Origin of the sequence: Bacillus sp. SIMBA_026 (assembly GCF_046535335.1) — a bacterium.
GTDB classification, from domain to species: domain Bacteria; phylum Bacillota; class Bacilli; order Bacillales; family Bacillaceae; genus Bacillus; species Bacillus velezensis.
Genome location: NZ_JAWRWX010000002.1, coordinates 994,989 through 1,016,030 on the forward strand (window position 1 = coordinate 994,989; position 21,042 = coordinate 1,016,030).

General features: G+C 45.9%; 19 protein-coding genes and 4 tRNA genes. 3 read left to right on the forward strand and 20 right to left on the reverse strand.

Annotated elements, in window-relative coordinates; translation table 11 throughout:
* Positions 1 to 6 precede the first annotated feature (6 nt).
* From SB847_RS15790 to dnaB, 11 genes are all read right to left on the reverse strand, one after another.
* A complete protein-coding gene (locus SB847_RS15790; RefSeq protein ID WP_072176785.1) occupies positions 7 to 846 on the reverse strand; it encodes a two-component system regulatory protein YycI in 840 nt (279 codons plus the stop codon).
* Entirely contained in the window at positions 833 to 2,191 is a 1,359-nt protein-coding gene (yycH, locus tag SB847_RS15795; RefSeq protein WP_014419341.1) for a two-component system activity regulator YycH, read from the reverse strand. The genes SB847_RS15790 and yycH overlap by 14 nt, the downstream gene beginning before the upstream one ends.
* Entirely contained in the window at positions 2,181 to 4,016 is a 1,836-nt protein-coding gene (gene walK, locus SB847_RS15800; protein ID WP_004393106.1) for a cell wall metabolism sensor histidine kinase WalK, read from the reverse strand. Before walK ends, yycH begins: the two co-directional genes overlap by 11 nt.
* Before the next feature lie 6 nt (positions 4,017 to 4,022).
* Positions 4,023 to 4,730, reverse strand: a complete 708-nt coding sequence (walR, locus tag SB847_RS15805; RefSeq protein WP_004393104.1) for a cell wall metabolism DNA-binding response regulator WalR — start codon at positions 4,728 to 4,730, stop codon at positions 4,023 to 4,025.
* A gap of 337 nt (positions 4,731 to 5,067) precedes the next feature.
* Positions 5,068 to 5,140: transfer RNA gene (locus tag SB847_RS15810), tRNA-Phe, on the reverse strand.
* Between the two features lie 36 nt (positions 5,141 to 5,176).
* A tRNA-Asp gene (locus SB847_RS15815) sits at positions 5,177 to 5,253 on the reverse strand.
* Positions 5,254 to 5,337: 84 nt separating this feature from the next.
* Positions 5,338 to 5,409: transfer RNA gene (locus SB847_RS15820), tRNA-Glu, on the reverse strand.
* A gap of 8 nt (positions 5,410 to 5,417) precedes the next feature.
* A tRNA-Lys gene (locus SB847_RS15825) sits at positions 5,418 to 5,493 on the reverse strand.
* Positions 5,494 to 5,695: 202 nt separating this feature from the next.
* Entirely contained in the window at positions 5,696 to 6,988 is a 1,293-nt protein-coding gene (gene purA, locus SB847_RS15830; protein WP_012118894.1) for an adenylosuccinate synthase, read from the reverse strand.
* A gap of 238 nt (positions 6,989 to 7,226) precedes the next feature.
* Complete coding sequence (locus SB847_RS15835; protein WP_319465608.1) at positions 7,227 to 7,640, reverse strand: VOC family protein; 414 nt, start codon at positions 7,638 to 7,640, stop codon at positions 7,227 to 7,229.
* Between the two features lie 117 nt (positions 7,641 to 7,757).
* A complete protein-coding gene (gene dnaB, locus SB847_RS15840; protein WP_004393100.1) occupies positions 7,758 to 9,122 on the reverse strand; it encodes a replicative DNA helicase in 1,365 nt (454 codons plus the stop codon).
* 170 nt (positions 9,123 to 9,292) lie between these two features.
* Between dnaB and SB847_RS15845 the strand changes: the two genes are divergently transcribed.
* On the forward strand, positions 9,293 to 9,490 hold the full coding sequence (locus tag SB847_RS15845) for a DUF2188 domain-containing protein (RefSeq protein WP_007407900.1): 198 nt from the start codon (positions 9,293 to 9,295) through the stop codon (positions 9,488 to 9,490).
* A gap of 30 nt (positions 9,491 to 9,520) precedes the next feature.
* On the opposite strand, the gene SB847_RS15850 is transcribed toward SB847_RS15845, so the two are convergent.
* Positions 9,521 to 9,730, reverse strand: a complete 210-nt coding sequence (locus SB847_RS15850) for a hypothetical protein (RefSeq protein WP_015418617.1) — start codon at positions 9,728 to 9,730, stop codon at positions 9,521 to 9,523.
* A gap of 118 nt (positions 9,731 to 9,848) precedes the next feature.
* Between SB847_RS15850 and SB847_RS15855 the strand changes: the two genes are divergently transcribed.
* Both SB847_RS15855 and SB847_RS15860 read left to right on the forward strand, forming a co-directional pair.
* Positions 9,849 to 9,992, forward strand: a complete 144-nt coding sequence (locus SB847_RS15855) for a YycC family protein (RefSeq protein WP_083061893.1) — start codon at positions 9,849 to 9,851, stop codon at positions 9,990 to 9,992.
* 162 nt (positions 9,993 to 10,154) lie between these two features.
* Positions 10,155 to 12,197 (forward strand): ArnT family glycosyltransferase, encoded by a 2,043-nt coding sequence (locus SB847_RS15860; RefSeq protein WP_410564339.1) that lies wholly within the window; start codon positions 10,155 to 10,157, stop codon positions 12,195 to 12,197.
* 79 nt (positions 12,198 to 12,276) lie between these two features.
* Here the strand turns inward: SB847_RS15860 and SB847_RS15865 are convergent, their stop codons facing one another.
* The 8 genes from SB847_RS15865 to SB847_RS15900 all read right to left on the reverse strand — a co-directional run bounded on the left by SB847_RS15865 (position 12,277) and on the right by SB847_RS15900 (position 21,023).
* Positions 12,277 to 13,569, reverse strand: coding sequence for a glycosyltransferase family 4 protein (locus SB847_RS15865; protein WP_410564341.1), 1,293 nt, complete (start codon positions 13,567 to 13,569; stop codon positions 12,277 to 12,279).
* A 22-nt stretch (positions 13,570 to 13,591) separates the two neighbouring features.
* Positions 13,592 to 14,647, reverse strand: coding sequence for a phosphotransferase (locus SB847_RS15870; RefSeq protein ID WP_410564343.1), 1,056 nt, complete (start codon positions 14,645 to 14,647; stop codon positions 13,592 to 13,594).
* Positions 14,640 to 15,827: a carboxylate--amine ligase gene (locus SB847_RS15875; protein ID WP_007614989.1), complete on the reverse strand. Its 1,188-nt coding sequence runs from the start codon at positions 15,825 to 15,827 to the stop codon at positions 14,640 to 14,642. Before SB847_RS15875 ends, SB847_RS15870 begins: the two co-directional genes overlap by 8 nt.
* A complete protein-coding gene (locus SB847_RS15880) occupies positions 15,824 to 17,152 on the reverse strand; it encodes a glycosyltransferase family 4 protein (RefSeq protein WP_410564346.1) in 1,329 nt (442 codons plus the stop codon). The genes SB847_RS15875 and SB847_RS15880 overlap by 4 nt, the downstream gene beginning before the upstream one ends.
* Positions 17,149 to 17,805: a PIG-L deacetylase family protein gene (locus tag SB847_RS15885; RefSeq protein WP_077723106.1), complete on the reverse strand. Its 657-nt coding sequence runs from the start codon at positions 17,803 to 17,805 to the stop codon at positions 17,149 to 17,151. Before SB847_RS15885 ends, SB847_RS15880 begins: the two co-directional genes overlap by 4 nt.
* Positions 17,806 to 17,892: 87 nt before the next feature.
* Positions 17,893 to 18,591 carry a kinase gene (locus SB847_RS15890; RefSeq protein WP_079891823.1) on the reverse strand — a complete coding sequence of 233 codons (699 nt, stop codon included), beginning with the start codon at positions 18,589 to 18,591 and terminating at the stop codon, positions 17,893 to 17,895.
* A 6-nt stretch (positions 18,592 to 18,597) separates the two neighbouring features.
* Positions 18,598 to 19,047, reverse strand: a complete 450-nt coding sequence (gene rplI / locus SB847_RS15895; RefSeq protein ID WP_004393063.1) for a 50S ribosomal protein L9 — start codon at positions 19,045 to 19,047, stop codon at positions 18,598 to 18,600.
* The gene (locus SB847_RS15900; protein WP_007407911.1) at positions 19,044 to 21,023 is read right to left on the reverse strand and encodes a DHH family phosphoesterase; all 1,980 of its coding nucleotides are present in this window, start codon (positions 21,021 to 21,023) and stop codon (positions 19,044 to 19,046) included. The genes rplI and SB847_RS15900 overlap by 4 nt, the downstream gene beginning before the upstream one ends.
* Positions 21,024 to 21,042: the final 19 nt, after the last annotated feature.

A 21,042-nucleotide genomic window follows, 5' to 3' on the forward strand; every position in this document is an offset into this window, starting at 1 on the left:
ACTCCATTATTTATTTTGATTGTTATCAATGACTGTACTTTCCAATGCGTTCACAGTGTACGTTTGCAGTGTCTTTTTCTTCGTCCCTTTTGACTTATCTTCAATTGTAATTCTCCATACCGGCGCCAGCACCTGCGTACTTGTCAGCGGATATTGGGCAATATAGCCGAACTTAACGCTTTTAACGGCGCAATTCGCTTTTAAGTAATTTTGAGAATACAATAATTCGACCGCATCCAGCTCAGGAATCAGGCTCTCCGTCTGGATTCGCTTGAATGACTCCAGCATGGTCTGCTCGTAAGATACGACCTCGTTTTTATCGTTCAGATGCAGAATCACCTGTCCGATCGCATCCGTGGACGAGTCAAAATCCTGATAAATAAACTGGCCGTCATACATCTGGTAAAAAGTGATCTGTTTTTTATCCTTGTCGACTTTCCACAGTTTATATTTTTCACCGCCGGTTATTTTAGAGCTGACGAGCGATTCCGCATCCTCCTGCGGTTTTTGCTTCGATAAACCGACCGGATCGGTAAATTTCATTTTCAGCGTCGTAACCTTGTGATCATCCGCCGGCATCTCCATTAAAGGCTTTTGATCTTTCAAAGCATCAATATCTTCAGCGGTAAATACCTTTTGGCCCGCCGTCAGCCGGTAGCCCGTCGCGGAATCAGAAGACAGGTTGCCGAAAGTGATATGATCCATCTCCATGTCTTTTTCCACATTTGAATTTTTAATCACTTCGTATTCACTGCTCGAGCGTTTTTCAAAAAACTGATAGCCGAGAAAAATATCGAGGATGAGGAAGGCAATGATGAAGATCGTTTTTGTCTTATTCCACTCCATTATCGTCCTCCTCCTTCCCCAGCAGATCTTTCGTAATCGGGACGATCTTCCCGTTGATTTTCATACTCCAGACGGGTTCCAGTTCAACGAGATCATTCGTTGATGAAGAGACCATTTGATAGGACAGGAAGATCTGGTCGATTTTGTTCACGTCGTATTTATCCTGCTGCTCCAGCAGAGACACAACCTCATTGCCGTTCATCATTTTTACGTCTTTTGTTTTAATCGGATTCGGTCCGAGAACATAGTTCGGCCGCTTGTAGCTGAGAACCTCGTCATTGGCCCATTGCAGGGTCAAAACAGGTCCGGATCCGAAAGGCTTAGACGTGCTGTTGATCACAGGCATTTGGTCTTTAAACATGTAGAAACTCAGCTGCTGGTTATCACTCACATTGAAAAATTGATAATGATCCGTCCAGCTTCCCGTATCCTCTAAATATTTATAGCTTTTCTTAATCAGCTCCCCTGTTTGATAAGAAGCGCTTTGTGCCAGGTTCCGATGCTGGAATTGAATCTGCCGCTGTGTCGAATTGATTTCCAGACGGCTGATTCCGTCAGTCAGCACATTCCGATTGTAATTCGGGTCTTCTCTGACCGTGCTCGGATCATTAAAAAGCGTCTGCTTAAACAGGTTCGTCTTAATGGTTTCAGTGATAAATTCTTTTTCCTTCATATTAAACCGCGCATTCGGCATGAGAAATTCTTTGCTTTTTCCGACCGAATAGAGGTGGTATAACGGCATACTCGACTTTTTGCTGTACAGCTCATTCATCAGATTGCGGTAATTCGCCGATTCCACAGTCACTTCCAAAATCAGCTGCTTGCTGTATGAGACCATGTAAATCTTCTTATTTGTCTTATTCTCATTAAACGGAATGACAATATGGTCAAAGGAACTGTATTCCATTGACGGATTCGACCATTTAAACATCGTTTGGAAGAAATCAATCGGAATGGTGTCATTGAATTGCAGATCGAGCTTTGCCGAGTTGCCGTTTCTGCCGTAAAGCCAATTTTTAAAACCGAGCTTGTCGTATTGATCGGAAATATCCTTCATCCCTTTTACTTCCCATTGCGGCAAATCCGCCCACAGGTCATTAAAGAGCGTCTCATCATTCACTTTGTAATGAGAGCCGTTTGTATGAATAAACATATCCCGGGGTTTTACCGTTTGCGACACTTTTTGGCTCGTTTTATCAATTTTATGCTTTTCCCGGACAGTCGATTTGGTTGAGGCCGTGCCTTCTGAAAAATTGGGCTGGAATGTCCAAATTCCCCATGTTAAAACAAGACTAATGACGACCAGCACTGACAGTATGACTGTTTTTATATTTTCACGCCTCATCCCAATCATCCTCTTGCTCTTCTTTATATGGAAGAGTAAATGTAATCTTCGTTCCTTTGCCTTCTACACTGTCGGCCCAAATGTCTCCGCCGTGCGCCTGAACCATCTCTTTTGCAATCGCAAGGCCGAGCCCGGTGCCGCCGAGTTTTCTCGTGCGCGCTTTATCCACTCTGTAGAAACGGTCAAAGACTTTTTCCACATCTTTTTTCGGAATGCCGATACCTTCATCTTTTACGCTGATATAAAGCAGCTCTTCTTTCTCATTCACATCGACTGAGAAAGTGACATGTCCGCCCTCCGGTGAGTATTTCAGTGCGTTAGAAATGATATTATCGAGAACCTGCGTCACTTTATCCTGATCAATCTCCACGTACAGATTTCTGTCCGGCAGCTCGCGGATAAATTCGACATGCTGTTCTTTCGTCATTTCAAAACGATCGATAATCAGTGACATAAAGCGGATCATATGAATCCACTCCCGATTAAACTGATAATCTTTGCTGTCGAATTTAGAAAGCTGGAGCAGGTCGTTCACCAATCTGATCATGCGCTCAGTCTCATTTTGGGTCACCATTAAGAAACGCGGAGCGATATCTTTGTTTTCCCACGCGCCTTCCGCAAGCGCCTCTAAATAGCTTCGCATGGTCGTCAGCGGTGTCCGCAGCTCATGAGACACATTGGCAACGAACTCTCTGCGCTCCCGATCGAGTTTTTCCTGTTCGGTGACATCATAAAGAACCGCGATTAAACCGTCGATTTTTCCGTGCTCTCTCTGAATAACGGAAAAATTCACCCGCAGTACAGTCGTCTCATCGTCACGTTCGATCTCCAGCAGCATTGAATCCTGCTGTTCTACTAAATCCTCAAATGTAAAGTTCTCTTTTATGCCCAATAAAGACGTGATCGGCATCTCTAAAGCCGTTTCACGTGAAACATTCAGAAGCTCAAGCGCAGGGCTGTTTAAAAGAATAATAGCCCCGTTGCGATTCGTAGCGATGACACCGTCCGTCATATACGCGATAACGGAAGAAAGCTTTCTTCTCTCCCCTTCCGTCATGGCTTGGGCATCTTCAAGCTCTCTCGTCAGATGGTTGAACGTCGTTGCGAGCTGACCGATTTCATCATGCCCGTATTTCCGCACTTTTCTGGAGAAATTCCCTTTTGCCAGTTCCATCGCCTGCTTACGCATATCCGACAGCGGATGGGTAATGGTTCGGGCGAGAAATATACCGAGAAGAGCCGTCAGAACAAGGGCTAAGCCTGTTCCTGAAGCAAGAATCGAGTTGACGGTTTTCATCTGGTTAAAGGTATCTTCCATACTGGCCACGACATATATCGCGCCGACAACTTCCTGATTCTCTGTGACGACAGGTTTCGCTGAAATCAGCACTCTGTTTTTGCTTTTAGGATCATAATATTTTTTTGAATAGGCCTGTTTTGTTGAGAAAATCCGTTTAAAAATCGGGTCAGTCGTCTGTTTCCCCGCTATTTCCTCGCCATAAGGCCTCGAAGAACCGACGACCTCATAGCTTTTATCAACAAATGTAATCTCCCGTATTTCATTGTTTTTCGTAAAATCATTCAAAATCCGTTTGACGTCATCTTTAATGACGGTGCTGTCATTATCTCCTTTATATTCCTGCTCAATATAATAGGATAGATTGTCAATCCGCTGATTTAACGATAATTCATAGGACTTGAGAAGAGAATTCTCCACCTGTTTCACAAAGTACACGCCGATAATCTGCATGGCGATGATAATGAGAAGCACATAGATCAGCGTGATCTTAAACTGAATCGACCGAAAAAAACCAACCTTATTCATCGCCGGTTAGTCCTGTTCAGGGTTTCTCAAGTAATAACCGACACCCCGTCTTGTGACGATCCAGTTCGGATGGCTCGGATTATCCTCGATTTTCTCGCGAAGGCGGCGCACTGTTACATCCACCGTTCTCACATCACCGAAATAGTCATAGCCCCACACAGTCTGCAGCAGATGCTCACGGGTCATGACCTGTCCGATATGTTTGGCTAAGTAATGAAGCAATTCAAACTCACGATGAGTCAGCTCGATCGTTTCTTCTCTTTTTGATACGACATAAGCGTCAGGGAAGATGACGAGAGAACCGATATGAATGTCATTAGATGCTGATTCTTCCTCAGCCGGCGCAACCGTAAGCTGGCGGCGCAGGTTCGCTTTGACGCGGGCCAGAAGCTCACGAGTGCTGAAAGGCTTCGTGACATAGTCATCCGCTCCGATTTCAAGCCCGATGACCTTGTCAATCTCCGAGTCTTTTGCCGTCAGCATAATAATCGGCATATCATATTTTTTCCGGACTTCCCGGCACACTTCAACTCCGTCTTTATTCGGAAGCATAATATCTAAAAGAATTAAATCAGGCTGAAGCTCCTCCACCATTTCCACGGCTTCGTTTCCGTCGTACGCACAATGCACGTCATAGCCTTCTTTTCTTAAATTAAACTCTAATATATCTGCAATCGGTTTTTCATCATCGACTACAAGGATTTTCTTATCCATCATCTTGATTTTCCTCCTGCCAGAATGACTTCATTTCATCTATTGATGTTTCATGATGATCACAATTCGGATCGTGAAAAACGTTCCCCGTCTATTATAACGGTTTCAGGTCAAAAGATAAAAAAATTAAAGAGAACAGCGCAAAAACGTATTGAACTGCCATCCTTTTGTCATGTTTTTTATTTTCTTTTAAAAAATAATATTTTTTTGAAACCTCACGAAAAAAAACGCCGTCTAGTGTTTGACGTCTTCTTCTGAGCCGGCTGAAAAGCCGGCTCTCCCTTTTTTTATAACAAAAGAAAAAACGCACCTACTATTGCAGATGCGTTTGGGTAAGTGGCTCGGGACGGAATCGAACCGCCGACACACGGATTTTCAGTCCGTTGCTCTACCAACTGAGCTACCGAGCCAGATGTTTCTTTTCTATACTATAAAGTAAAGTAAAATGGCGGTCCGGACGGGACTCGAACCCGCGACCTCCTGCGTGACAGGCAGGCATTCTAACCAACTGAACTACCGGACCTTACAGTAATTTGTCCGGAGAGCCGTATCGTGGCGGCCCTCCGAGGACAAATAAGGAGTTAGCAATAACGCTAAAGTAAATCAATGACCCGTACGGGATTCGAACCCGTGTTACCGCCGTGAAAGGGCGGTGTCTTAACCGCTTGACCAACGGGCCATAAAAAGTGGTGAGCCATGAAGGACTCGAACCTTCGACCCTCTGATTAAAAGTCAGATGCTCTACCAACTGAGCTAATGGCTCTTGATGTGTCGGATTATGTATCATAGAGCATTCAGACAAAAGCTTTCTTGCAGTACTCTATTGAAGCTGTTCCGTAACAACGAGATTTATAATATCATAGAACATTCGAAAGTGGCAACTACTTTTTTGAAAAAAATCTATTATTTTTTTCCTACATAAAAAAACAAGCCTCCGTGACCGGAGGCTTGTTTGCTGCAAATTCTTAGTTAGCGCGGTATACACTGCGGATGACGTTCGTTTGTGAACGATCGGGACCGACAGAGAAAATAGAAAGCGGAATACCTGTCAGCTGAGACACGCGTTCCAGATAATGGCGCGCATTTTCAGGAAGATCGCTTAATGTTTTTGCGCCTGTGATATCTTCCGTCCAGCCAGGCATTTCTTCATATACCGGTTCACACTCTGCGAGAGCTTTCAGACTTGCCGGGAATTCTTCAATCACTTCACCTTTGTAGCGGTAAGCGACACAGATTTTCAATGTTTCAATGCCAGTCAGCACATCGATTGAATTCAGAGAAAGATCTGTGATTCCGCTGACGCGGCGGGCGTGGCGGACAACAACGCTGTCAAACCAGCCGACACGGCGCGGACGGCCTGTCGTTGTGCCGTATTCGCGTCCGACTTCACGGATTTGATCCCCGATTTCATCTTTCAGCTCAGTCGGGAAAGGACCGTCACCGACACGGGTTGTGTACGCTTTAGATACACCGACGACGTGCTGGATTTTTGTCGGGCCTACGCCTGAACCGATCGTCACCCCTCCGGCGACCGGGTTGGATGAAGTGACAAACGGGTATGTCCCTTGGTCAATATCAAGCATAACCCCTTGAGCGCCTTCAAATAAAACGCGGCGGCCTTCATCCAGCGCGTCATTTAAGACGACGGATGTATCGCATACATACTTTTTAATCTGCTGGCCGTATTCATAATACTCATCCAGAATATCTTCAATTTTGAAGCCTTCCGTTTCATACATTTTTTCAAGCAGACGGTTTTTCTCTTCAAGGTTCCGTTCAAGCTTTTCTGCAAACACGTCACGATCTAGCAGGTCTGCGATCCGGATGCCGATCCGCGCCGCTTTGTCCATATAAGCAGGTCCGATGCCTTTTTTCGTTGTGCCGATCTTGTTGGCCCCTTTGCGTTCTTCCTCTACTTCATCCAGTTTCAGATGGTATGGAAGAATGACGTGGGCTCTGTTGCTGATTCTCAAGTTATCCGTGCTCACATTGCGTTCATGAAGATACGCAAGCTCCGTTATGAGCGCTTTCGGATCAACAACCATTCCGTTCCCGATGACACACGCTTTTTCTTTATAAAAAATTCCTGATGGGATTAAATGAAGCTTGTACGTGACGCCATCAAACTTGATGGTATGTCCTGCATTGTTTCCGCCTTGATAACGTGCGATCACTTCTGCATTTTCTGATAGGAAATCTGTAATTTTACCTTTTCCTTCATCGCCCCACTGCGTACCTACTACGACTACTGAAGACATATATCCGTGCACCTCCGTTAACCTTTCAAAACGATATCTCATTCAAACAAATTAAGTGTATCAGTGCCGAAACAGAAAGTCAATCGTAAATCCGAACGTTTAAATCTTATTAATCTATATTTGTTCGCCTTAAACATGATTAAAAGCGTTTTCTCTTTCATTTGCTATCTATTACTCCCGAAACTTTCATGCTTTAACAAGAAAAAGAACCCGTAATCAGGGTTCTTCAGACAGTCATTTATATGCCGCTTGTATTCATCAGGACGACCCGCCAGCCGTCAGGATCTTCGATGGTCACGCCTTTTTCTTTCCAGTACGGGTTTTCGGGTGCTTTTTCCTCATATCCCATCTGCTTTAATTTCGTGCTGATGCGAATGACCTCCTGCTGATCCTGGATGTAAAAGACAAGCAGGCTGTCGCCGTGCGGAACGGGCGCCGGCTGAGACGAGCCGGTTTCTTCGGTGAATTCCAAGTGATATTGCGTATGGGGCAGGCCGAACATGACGCCGCTGTAGCCCTCATGTCCGGAAAAGCTGCCGACCCTTTTCAGCCCGAGGCCCTCTTCATAAAATCTGATGATTTCCTTAAGCTGTCCGGTCGGCCGGGCAATCCGGATTTGCGCCGCTTGAAATTGCGGAAATTCAATTGTCATCATCATCCCTCCCTTAATGCCATTATATAAAAGCGCTTTCTTTTTTTCGTCTGCCGAACGGACGGCATTCTCTCATTCTTTCGGATGAAAAAAAGCCTCAAGACATTGCTTGAGGCTTTACGCACCTGCCGGAACACCGCCGTCATCAAAGCGCCTTTCCAGGTTTACGAACTTATTGTATTCTTTCACAAAAGCCAGTGAGACGGTGCCCACCGGGCCGTTACGCTGTTTGGCGATAATGATCTCGATGATGTTTTTGTTTTCGGATTCTTTATCATAGTAATCATCACGATACAGGAAGGCGACGATGTCGGCATCCTGCTCAATACTTCCCGACTCACGGATATCTGACATCATCGGACGTTTATCCTGCCGCTGCTCAACACCCCGGGAGAGCTGAGACAGAGCGATGACCGGGACTTCAAGCTCCCGCGCCAGCGCTTTTAGCGCCCGTGAAATTTCCGATACCTCTTGCTGGCGGTTGTCGCTTGAACGGCCGCTTCCCTGAATGAGCTGCAAGTAGTCAATTAAAATCATGCCCAATCCGTTTTCCTGCTTCAGCCGGCGGCATTTTGAACGAATTTCGCTGACGCGGATGCCGGGGGTGTCATCTATAAAGATACCGCTGTTTGACAGGCTTCCCATCGCCATCGTCAGCTTGCCCCAATCTTCTTCCGTCAGATTTCCCGTTCTGAGATTTTGGGCGTTAATATTCCCTTCGGCGCAGAGCATACGCATGACAAGCTGCTCGGCACCCATCTCAAGACTGAATATCGCGACGCTCTCATCCGTTTTGGTGGCGACGTTTTGCGCAATATTTAAGGCGAACGCCGTTTTCCCCACAGACGGACGGGCCGCGACAATGATCAAATCATTCCGCTGAAACCCCGCCGTCATCCGGTCAAGCTCGATAAAACCAGTCGGAATCCCGGTAATATCGCCTTTCCGGTTGTGAAGCTGCTCAATGTTGTCGTATGTTTGCACAAGCACGTCTTTAATATTTTGGAAGGCGCCCGAATTTTTTCGCTGCGCGACCTCCATAATCGTTTTTTCCGCATCGCTTAATAAATCTTCAACTTCATCCTCGCGCGTATACCCGTCTTGAGCAATCGAGGTCGCCGTTCTGATTAAACGGCGGAGAATAGATTTTTCCTCAACGATTTTCGCGTAATATTCTATATTAGCCGCTGTCGGAACGGAATTCGCGATGTCCGTCAGGTAAGAGACGCCTCCCACCTCTTCTAACAAATCGGTATTCGCAAGCTCTGACGTTACCGTGACCAAATCAACCGGTTCACCGCGGTCTCCGAGCACGAGCATGGCATTGTAAATTTTTTGATGTGACATTCTGTAGAAATCATCCGGAATCAACACTTCAGAAGCCAGTGTCAACGCAGACGGCTGTAAAAAAACAGCACCTAACACGGCCTGCTCAGCTTCTATGTTTTGCGGCGGCAGCCGATCATTCAGAAGGTCTGTCATGCTAAGCACCGTCCTCTCCTTAAAAAATATCCAAACTCCATTTTACCATTTCTCATGAAAAAGAATAGAAAAATATCACTTTCCCTATATTTGTCAAACAGCGGCTGCGTGTTTCACCATTCCGAATGCCGGGAAACTGATAAATAAATCGAAACCAGGAGGTAAGAAGGATGAAAACATATGCAGTAACACCCAGTGTTGATGCGGACGGATGGTTTGTGAAGGTGGAAAATGTGGCGCCGACGGCTCTTTATACATCAAAGGACGCGGCGATCGAGAAAGCGGAGCAGACGGCTAAAGAGAACAGCCCGTCTAAGCTTGTCATTTATGATCAGCATAAAAACATTGAAGAAGAACGGTCCTTTTAAGAAAAGCCTTCGCCCGAGCGAGGGCTTTTCTTATTCGATGAAACGGATGTGCAGCACCGTCTGCGCCATGAGATCGGCCGTTTTTTGATACAGCTCCCATTCTTCACAGGCGGCGAATACTTTCATCATGTCCTGCAATGTCTGTTTCAGTATGATAAATTCGTCAATTGTCCGCAGTTCTGCGGCTTTTTTCTGATAATCAGCCAGCTTCAGCTGTAATAACATCAATGGCGATTGCATAAAAAACCTCCCCCATTCTGTTATAAAGCTCCGCTTTTCAAACCTCCATTCCTTTGTCATATCCTCTTACGATCGATTTCTGATTTTAGTACAATAAAGAAACGGAAGGAGTGATCACATGAAACCGCTGCAAATTTCCGCCGAAACGGCGCAAAAGCTCGCAGAATCACTGAATGTGCCGCTTGAGAGAATCATGCACATGCCTCAGCACATTCTGCTTGCCAAATTAGCTGAAGTCCAAAAAGAGAACGATCACAAATAAAGGCTGCTCTCTCATATATATGTGCGGGAGGCGGAAGCGATGGCTTTCCGACTCTTTTTTCGTGGAGAAAATTTTGGTAAAACATTCTTTGAATCGTTATCGTTTATTCATAACTTTTTCATATTTATTTTTTACAATGGGGTCACAAAAGAGGTGAAACCATTGAAAACAAAACGACTGGACATCGTTCTTATCGGTATTTTATCAGCAGCGGCGGCTTTGAATATGTACGGCATTTGGCAGGATGATGCCGCCAACCAGTATTATTTGGCTGCCGTCAAAAGCATGACGCAAAGCTTTCACAACTTCTTCTACGCATCCTTTGACCCGTCCGGCTTTGTCACGGTAGACAAACCGCCTGTCGCTTTATGGATTCAAACGATTTTCGCTTTGGTCTTCGGCGTACATACATGGAGCGTGATTCTTCCTCAGGCTTTGGCGGGGCTCGGTTCCGTTCTGCTGCTGTATTTCATGATAAAGCCTTCGTTCGGCACGGGCGCGGCCAGAATCGCCGCTCTTGTCATGGCGCTGACGCCGATTGCGGCGGCCGTCAGCCGGACGAATAATCTCGACAGCATGCTCGTCTTTACACTGCTTCTCGGTTCCTGGTGTTTGATGCGCGCGGTGAAACGCGGCAAAATCATTTGGCTCTTATCCGCATTCGCACTTGTCGGTCTTGCCTTTAATATGAAAATGATGCAGGCCTACATCGTGCTTCCGGCTTTTCTGCTTTTTTATCTCATTGCATCACACACATCCATTAAGAAAAAACTGATCTCACTTCTCGCTTCTTCAGCCGTTCTACTGGCGCTCTCCGTCTCATGGGCGGCAGCCGTTGATTCCATTTCCGCATCAAGCCGCCCCTATATCGGCAGCAGCCAGACAAACTCCGTGCTGGAGCTGGCATTCGGATATAACGGGACGGAACGGCTGCTCGGGCAGACGACGGGCCTTTCTCACGGCAGCATGACCGGCGGAAAAAGCGTGATGCAGGAAGGGATGGGCATGCAGCCTCCGGGAACGAACAGCCCGGCAATGGGCGGCAGCGCTCCTCAGGGAAAAAACGGGCAGGTTCAAATGCCCCGGCAGCCATCCGGACAGAACGCGGCCTTACCGCAAGGAAGCGGAACTCCTCCGGCACAAAACGGCGGCTCACAAGGCCCCGGCGGCGGAAAAAGCATGAGTATGAACATGTACGGCAACGGAACCCCGGGTGCGCTCAGGCTTTTCCAATCTGAATTGTCAGGGCAAATCAGCTGGATGCTGCCTTTTGCGCTCACCGGTTTGTTCGGCGCCGTCATCAGCTGGTACAGAAACCGCCGGGAAAAAGCGGAGGAAATGAAAGAAACGATGTTTTGGACAGCATGGCTTGTGCCGGCCGCCGGTTTCTTCAGCATCGCAAGCTTTTTCCATCCGTACTACTTAATCATGCTGGCGCCTCCGATCGCAGCCCTTTCCGGAATCGGCTGGCGGGCCTTATATGATTTATACAAGCATGATAAAGGCTGGACGGGCTGGCTGCTGCCTGCGGGTGTCTTTCTCACCGCCGGTTTTCAGGTCTTCATCGTAAGCGGGTATACAAACCAGATCGGCAGCGCTTGGATGTACATCCTCGGACTGTTGGGGCTCGGCACTGTCATTGCCCTCATTGTGATGAAACACAAGCCGTTCGGCAGACAACTGACCGTGATCACCATGTGTGTGTTGATGCTCACGCCGCTGTACTGGTCAGCCACGCCGATCCTTTACGGCGGAAACAGCGTCATACCCGAATCCGGCCCGCAGCTGAAAAGCTCAAACGGCGGCAATATGTTCACCTCTGAAGTGGATACAGGCCTGCTGTCTTATTTGAAAAAGCATCAGACAGGTGAGGAATATCTGTTTGCAACGCTCACCACGGTGACTGCTGCGCCTTATATCATCCATACGAATGAATCAGTTATGGCACTCGGAGGCTTTAACGGAACCGATCCGATTTTAACCGTCTCGCAGCTGAAAAAACTTGTTGACGAAGGAAAAGTGAAATATTTCTTATTATCCGGAAACAGTTCAGGCAACACAAAGCTTGTCTCATGGATTAAAAAGAACGGCACAAAAATCTCAGCTGACCCATACAGCACCGAAAAAACAAGCTCAGCCCGGCAAGGAATGACAGGCGGCCCGGGCGGACAAAGTCAGCAGACTCTGTATCAGATGAAAAAATAGCTCGGAAAGGGGCTGGATAGTTAAACACCGGCCTCTTTATTTTGCTCTTGAAGCACCTGTCATGCGGCGCCGGTATCATTCAGAAAAATGATTGATAAATACTTTCTATTTTTGAAACCATCAGTTCCTGACGCAGATGCCGGCCCGCATAGGAGCGCGCTTCTTTTCCAAGCCGTTCCCTGAGAGACTGATCCGTAATCAGCATTACGAGAGCATCAGCAAGTTCGCGGCTGTTGCCGGGCTGACAAATAAGCCCTGTGTCCTCATGCCGGATCATCTCAGGGATTCCTCCGCAGTCAGTTGCGACAATGGCTTGACCTGAGAACATCGCTTCAATGATCGCTATAGGGAAATTATCATTCAATGTCGGCAGGACAAATATAGATGATTCAGCCAAAAGCGCCGGCACATCACGTCGTTTTCCGAGGAAAAACACATTCGAGAGGCCCAGTTTCCGTTTCTTTTCTTCCAGAAACCCTCTCATGTTGCCGTCTCCGATGATCCATATATCGACTCCGGATAAATGGTGCCGGATGTGTGCGAGAGCGTCCAGAAGCACATCATGTCCTTTTCGCTCGGTCAGACGGGAAACGCACGCAATCACGAGCTTTTCAGCACGTTTTGGCTCAGGGGCATCCTGAATGTGAATACCGGTATGAACAGTCGTCAGCTGAGTCTCCTTCGCTCCGTACTCCAGCAAGGGCTCGTGAAAGGAGTCGCTGATTGTAATGATTTTATCCGAAGCCCGAATACCCTGCCTTTCTATTTCACTGAAATATGCCTCTTCTATTGAACCCTTTTGGATTTTATGAAACTTCATCCGGCTTTTCGTAAAATGTCCGTGCGGCGTGAAAAAAAGAGGACGCTGATACGTTTGATTAAGGTATCCCAGCAAAAATACCGCAAATAAATCCTGCGCGTGAAACAGGTCATATTGTTCTAAGTCTTTCTCCTTCAAAAATCTTTGAAAGACATGTAAATAGCTGAGATTCTTCACAAACTTTTCGTTTGCGGCGCCGTATCTGCCAACAAGAAACGCTCTGATCTCGTCAGCGGCCCGCGGGATATCTTCCTGAAAAAAAGATGGCGGCATTTGGAGCGGCGAGATGACATCCGCCTGATGACCGATGCGCTCAAAACCCGTTTTAATTGACGTGATATAACTCGCCAACCCTCCGACATTCGGGTAACGGAGAAAGGTTGCGTACAGAATACGCAATGGCTTTTTTCGTTTGGGGGAGCTTTTTCCTTCCGCACAGAACGAATACAGCATCTCTGGCTCACTTTGATGTTCGATCCCGTAAAATTGATCCATGACGCGCAATAAGGCTAGAGGCACCAGACCGTTCGGCTTGCCGATCTCTTCTTTCACATCCGCTCCCCCTCTCTCAAACTTATAATCCTAATTCCCGTCCCCATTTTGACACTTTGTCAACATGATACGGCAGCAGTTCCCCTCCCCGATTGTCGAAGATTCTCCGCAATTGGGTATGAAGCCCTTTCTCAAGTGTTCTCTGCAAATAAGCCATTTTATAAAGCGTCATAGGAGGGGTCTGAAAATGAATGCCCCGCTTTTTCATTTCTTTCGTATACACTTTTACGCAATACGTCCGAATATCTTCTGCGTGCCGGCTCCAATCTTTTCTGAAGCCAAGCAGAATTTCGACCAGCACCGTCATATCAAACCAAACCGGTGCGTATTTTGCGGATTCCCAATCGATGAATTGAATATCCCACGGTTCATCTCCGGACGCATCGTGGGTGCAGATATTCTGCATATGAAGATCACCGTGTGTGATGGCTGAGCCGTTTTGTATCAATTCAGGGAAAAAATCCGGCTCCTCCTGCTTAAGCAAGTTTGTGATTTGCCGATAATGAGGCTTCACGATATCTTTTGTGCGCTCATCTTTAAGAGCTCTATCCAATAATTCCGCTGTCTTTTTGATCTGCTTTTTACGCCCTTTTCTCATGGTTTCCGATTCGTATACCGGCAGCCACGACCGCCATTTACCGTCAGAAATATTCTTGTTTTCAAAGGTGCGGCTGTGCAGTTCTGCGACAGACGGAATAATATACTTGAAATGCTTCGGGTGAAATGTAAGCTGTCCCCTGATCTGGCTGACAAACTCCATAAATATCCACGTTTCATGGTCACTTTCTTCTATATGATAGATGTCCGGCAGCAAATCCCCTAAAACAGAACGGGCTTTCCCGTATATATTAATCTCGACCTTGTTTTTTTCACGGGAAGATTTATATACCTTCAATATCAGCGGAACAGTTCCCGATTTTTTCTTTACAGACAGTTTATAAATGGCGCTTCTGTCCGTCGATTTCAGGCACGTGATGTCATCCGGATTCACCGCGGCCCTTTCACCGAACGAATACGACAGTTTTTCGTCAATTCTCAGTTTTTGAAATGCGCCATACATAAGATCCTTTTCATACATGCCGATCTTCCTTCCGCTTCCGTTTCCAGCTGTTTTTGAGATGAGACCAAGTGTTTCTGATAAATGGCATCGGGTCATTCCAAGCAAAAAGAGCGTACTCTTTTTTTCCTTTACACCCTTTCCAAAAATCCCGGAACGTCATTTCTCCTCTTTTTCGTTTCTTCAAAAACGTTAAGAAGTAACGCACCTCATAAATCCAGTTGATTCCGTCTTTTTGTTCGAGCTGGGGCTTCACATGTTGTCCGGTCAAATACAGATAGTACATGTAAACGAAATGAACGCCTGCCGGTTCTGTCAGGCTATGGCTGAGCCAAAAGCGCGGATTAATTTCGATAAACTTGTAAACATTGTCCCGGGGATCCTTTTTAAATTCCGCCATGCCTACTCCCTTCAGCTGAATCGCTTCAAAAAACGGCAGGGTCTTCTCGATCAAATCAGGAAGCCGTTTGCTGACGACGTGGGCCCCCGCGCCAAAATCTGCAGGGAATTGATGGTTCTTTTGCAGAGAGAATAAGCCCATTAATTTCATTTGGTCATCATAAAAAGTGGCGACTTTATAAAAACACTGGTTGTCTCCAGGGATGATCTCCTGCACGAGCAGTTCTCCATTTTCTCTGTAGGAGCTGAACTCCTTGCGCAATTGTGCGGCATCCTTCATTACAATTGCTTTTTTGTTTACTTTTTTTCTGTATTCATGGCCGGCCACCGGTTTTAAAATACACGGGAAGTCAATATTGGCGATGGCCTCTTCCAGCTCATCCTGGTTGTTCGGAAAAAAGGTTTTCGGGCAGGGGATGTTATGCTTGACCGCTAATTCATATGCTTTGCTTTTATCTAAAACCGTTTCTAACAGAGAGTGGCTCGGGAGCAAAAATAAAAAAAAACCGGCTAATGTCTCGCGGAATTTAGATATAAATCCCGCATAATCATCAGATCCTGCGTACAGAACCGGCTTTGCTTGGAATCGCTTCCCGAAATCAGTCAGAAATGTCAGCAGTTCTTCCTCTTGTGTTAAAGGGCTGGGACATATCCCGCAATCTGCCAATCTTGATTTTCCGATACGATAAGGTCCCTCCGTGTCAAACGCGTAAACATCGATTCCTCTTCGGGCCAGGCTGCGAATGATCCCAATCCCGTTTGCACTGAAATCAAGTACAACGGCTGCATGTTCATGTTTCATGATCTCCCTCCGAGCTTGATGGTATTTTGATAAATCGATTCGATATTTTTTATCATCGTCTCACTGCTTAAATATTTCTCCGCGTAGGCCCTTGCGTTTGAAGCAGCTATCTTCCGCGCAGATTTGTTAGTGATAAAAAACGCTAAAGCCCGGGCAAGAACCTTTGCATTTCCCGGCTCGACAATAAGCCCCGTTTTGTTATGGCGGATCAGATCCGGAATACCCCCGCAATCGGTCGCGATGATAGCCGAGCCGCTGAACATCGCTTCAATAATCGAAATAGGCAGACTATCATTAATGGTCGGCAGTACGAATATGTCCGTCATATTCAAAATAGCGGGAACATCATCTCTTTTTCCTAAAAAGGAAACCATAGATAGATTCAGCTTTCGAGCCTGTTCCTCTAAGGCGCTCCTCATCTCTCCGTCGCCAGCGATCAGCACTTCAACATGTTCGAGTACATCAGACGGAATTCTCGAAAGTGCGTCCAGTAAATATTTGTGACCTTTTCTCGGGCCTAATCTTGCAATACACGCGATGATGATCTTATTTTTCGGTATCGGGGTTTTTCTTTTCCCGCCTGTTTTTGCATCGTAATCGATTCCTGTGATCACCGTTGCCATGTCTTCCTGTTCGGCTCCGAGCTTCATGAGCGGGCTGCGGAACGTATCGCTGATAATAATCAGGCGATCTGCGTATTCAATGGCTTTCATCTCTAGTTTTTTATAATAAAACTCTTCTACCGATCCTTTTTTAAAGATGTGAAATTTAAGTCTGTTGAAAGTAAACATGCCATGCGGTGTGAAAAATAAAGGTTTCTTATAGATTTGATTGAACCTGCCTAATATGTTGGCTGTAAATAAATCTTGAGCATGAAACACATCATATTTTTCCAAATGAATCTTTTGAAGCATTTGCTCGTATATAAACATCAGCCGATTATTTTTCAAAATATGATCGTTATAATCCCCATATCTGTCTTTAAAGAAATCTTTTAATTTCGGAACAACAGCCGCCCGCAGTTCTTTTACCTGTGCGGACGGAAACAGATTAGGGGATATGACATCCACCTTATGACCTCTCTTTTTCAGGCCTTCACTAAGCGTTTTAATATAGTTAGATAAACCGCCCGTGTGCGGGTAGTCCCAAAACGTGGCAATCAAAATGGATAACTTCTTTTTTTTCCTGTATAACCGCGGAATATGATGTTCATGTTTCAACTGTGTCTTTACTGCCGCCTTTTTTTGAGGGCGCGTTTTGACCCCGTAGTAGCGGTCAAGCGTCTGAACCATATACGGATACGGGACGGAAAATGTCTTGATCATTTCCAGATCCTCCGCACGACTTCAAAAGCTTCAGCGTATTCCACACCCGCCGTCATCCCTCTGACTTTTCCTAAATGTTTTACGCCTTCATATGAACGGGGATGAGGGTAATCCCTCATTTCTACGTCATAGTGGTGAAGCGCCGCGAGTTTGGCATCCATTGTGTCTGTGATATTGACGAAGTAATTGGGCTTGAAGAGTTTATCAGCCGTATTTCTCTCCCACTCGCTTGAAGATAGCGTTTCAAACGTAAGCAGTTCGATAGGCTTTTGATTCGGAAGCGGTCTGGCGGCTGTTAAAACTGCTTGGAATGTTCTCTGGTGGTCCATATTGATATCGCCGTAATGATGTGTAAAGATTTTATCAGGCTGATAGACGCGAATGAGCTGCTCTAATTCTTTGACAAGCTTATGAAGCGGGATACATTCCAGCTCTAAATTCGTATGCTCCAAAAAGATGACTTTCTCAATTCCAAGCTCTTGATTCGCGCGTTCGCCTAATTGTTTAATATGATGAGCTTCTTCTTTTCTTCCTAATGCCGTAATAATGGAAATCACTTTATATCCTTCATTGATCAGCCGTTTTATGGTGCCCGCTGCTCCCAATAGTTCATCATCGGGATGAGCGCCGATAACCATAATGTATTCTGCCATTTTTTCCACACTCCACCAAACAAATGTTACAAATATCATATGACGACCCTAAAAAAAGGAAACTTACATATGCGGATTTTCAGAAACTTACATGTGCGGCTGCCATTCCAGGTAACGTGACGGATTTAATTTTTTTATAGTGTTCAAAAACTCATCCGCCAAGCCGTATTTGTCCAGTCCTTTTAATAGTTTTACGGGAAACCGGGTAATGGCGGAAAAAGCTCTTTTATGGTCGATGACTTTAAGATTTCCGTGTTCGTTAATCAGAATGTGCCTGATTTCGGCATCCCATCTGGTAAAACCGATTCTTTTTAATTCATCCAGCATATTTAAAATATCAGCAGTCAGTTTGACGGACAGGGATTTTTCTTTTCTGATATGGCGGGCAAGAGAGGTGCCTTGGACATATTCCATCACAATATAACGATCTCCGTATTCATACAGTCTTGGAATCACCGGGGAACCTTGTCCGGTCTTTAAAGCCGCCAATTCCTTCTTGCATGTCCCTTTTTCAAAGAAGTATTTTACGCATTTGTCGTGTGTTAAGCGGTAGACTTCCCCGTCTTTTCCGTCTCCGATCAGCGGATAATGCTCCAGCGCCTTTTTATTCTCCGGATTATTAAAATATGTTTCAGAAAAAAATCGTTTCATACCGACACATCCTTCGTTATGATGTAATATAATATGCACTCTGGTGATGATCGGAAATGAAACAATCTCATCATTTTCTTGCGCTGCACCGTCTGCTGACATGAAAAAAACCCGCCGGATCGGCGGGTTTTTCATTGTGTATTACGCTTCTTCTTTTACGTGAACCTTCAGCACAGCCTGAACTTCAGGGTGCAGCTTTACAGGGACGTTTGTATATCCCAGTGTGCGGATACCGTCTTGGAGCTCCAATTTCCGTTTATCCACTTTAATCTTATGCGTTTTTTGCAGCGCTTCTGCAATTTGTTTGCTTGTGACAGATCCGAATAGACGGCCGCCTTCACCGGATTTGGCACTCAGCTCAACAGTCAGCTGTTCAAGCGTTTCTTTCAAATCTTTCGCTCTTTCAAGCTCGGCAATCGCTTCTTTTTTCTCTTTTTCTTTCTGTCCTTTCAATGCGCTGATGTTTGTCGCATTTGCTTCGACAGCGAGGCCTTTTTTAATGAGAAAGTTATGTGCATAACCGTCTGCTACGTTTTTCATTTCGCCTTTTTTTCCTTTACCTTTTACATCTTGTAAGAAAATAACCTTCATCTCTGAACGCCTCCCTCAAAATATTCATCAATAGCTTCCTTCAGCCGGACGAGCGCTTCTGAGACAGAAATGCCCGATAACTGGGTTGCCGCATTGGTTAAATGCCCTCCGCCATCCAGCGCCTCCATAATAATCTGCACATTGACCTCGCCCAGCGATCTCGCACTGATGCACACCGTATGCTCATCCCGTCTGGCTACCGCAAATGAAGCTTCCACTTCACTCATCGATAAGAGGGAATCAGCCGCCTGCGCAATCAGCACTTGGTCAAAGTACTCCTCTTCGTTCTCAGGAAGAGAAGCAATCGCGATATGTTCTTTATAAAGAGACGTATGCTGGATCAGTTTCGCCCGCTTGATATAAGAACCGACGGATTCTTTGAGAACTTTCTGCACCAGAACCGTATCTGCGCCTTTCGCTCTCAAATAAGAAGCGGCGTCGAACGTCCGCGAGCCCGTGCGAAGGGAAAAGCTCTTCGTATCCACTATTATACCAGCTAACAGGGCCGTCGCTTCAATCATATTGATTTTGAGCCGCTTCGGCTGGTATTCAAGCAGCTCCGTCACGAGTTCTGCGGTGGATGAAGCGTATGGCTCCATATAAACGAGCAGCGGGTCTTTAATAAATTCCTCGCCTCTGCGGTGGTGGTCAATCACAACGATGTGCTCGATTTTGTTCACGAGACGCTCTTCCATCACAAGGGATGGTTTATGTGTATCAACGACGACAAGCAGCGTGTCATCATTTGAAATTTCCATCGCCTCTTCCGGCGTGATGAACCGCGACCACAGCTCTTCATATTTCTTAATTTCTTCAATCAGGCGCTGAACGCTTGATCCTATCTGGTTCGGATCAATGACGATGTAGCCTTCTTTGCCGTTGGCCTGCGCCACCTTCAATATTCCGATTGCGGCTCCGACCGCGTCCATATCAGGAAATTTGTGCCCCATGATAATGACATTGCTGCTTTCTGAGACAATTTCCTTGAGCGCGTGAGAAATCACCCGGGCGCGCACCCTTGTGCGCTTCTCCATCGGATTCGTTTTGCCGCCGTAAAATTTCACCTTGCCGTTCGGCATTTTGATCGCCACTTGGTCGCCTCCGCGGCCGAGAGCCAAATCGAGGCTGGACTGCGCCAGATCTCCAAGCTCCTTCAAGGAAGAAACCGATGCGCCGATCCCGATGCTGAGGGTCAAAGATACAGTGTGAACGGATGTTTTTTCTCGGATTTCATCCAAAATCGAAAATTTCGCGTTTTCAAGCTCCGTTAAAATGTGTTCATTTAACACCGCGATAAACCGCTCCGAGGACGTCCGTTTCAGAAAAATGCCGTACTCCTGCGCCCACGCATTTAATAATGAGGTGACCTGGCTGTTCATCGTGCTTCTCGTTTGGTCGTCCAGCCCCTGTGTGACGTCATCATAGTTATCTAAGAAGATATATGCCAGCACGGTTCTCTCATTTTCGTACTGCTTTTCAATCTGAATCTGTTCTGTCACATCAAAGAAATAAAGCAGGCGCTCATCTCTTTTAATCACTACTTTAAACTTCCGCTCATTTAAGGTGATCGTTTCCGAATCGACCTCCTGCTTGATCAGCGGCACGACGGCCTCGCATGTGTCATATAGCGAGCGTCCGACAAGCGTGCTTTCATTAAAACAGGAAGACAAAAACGGATTCGCCCACTCAATGTAATATTGATCATTAAACAGCATAATCCCGATAGGCATTTCCATTAATGCCTCTTCGCCTACTTTTTTCAATCTATACGATAACGTGGAGATATAATCGTCAATTTCTTTTCTGATTAGAGAATCCGCACGCTTAATGAAAAACAAGATCACGGCGAGCAGCACAACGCCGATGGCTCCTATCAGCCAGTTAAAGTAAATGCTGATGAGGATTATGATGATTGACAATGCAATCAATGCATAGATGGGATACCGAAACAACGGTTTTTCATAAAAACTAGGCATTTCTATCAACTCCCCACCT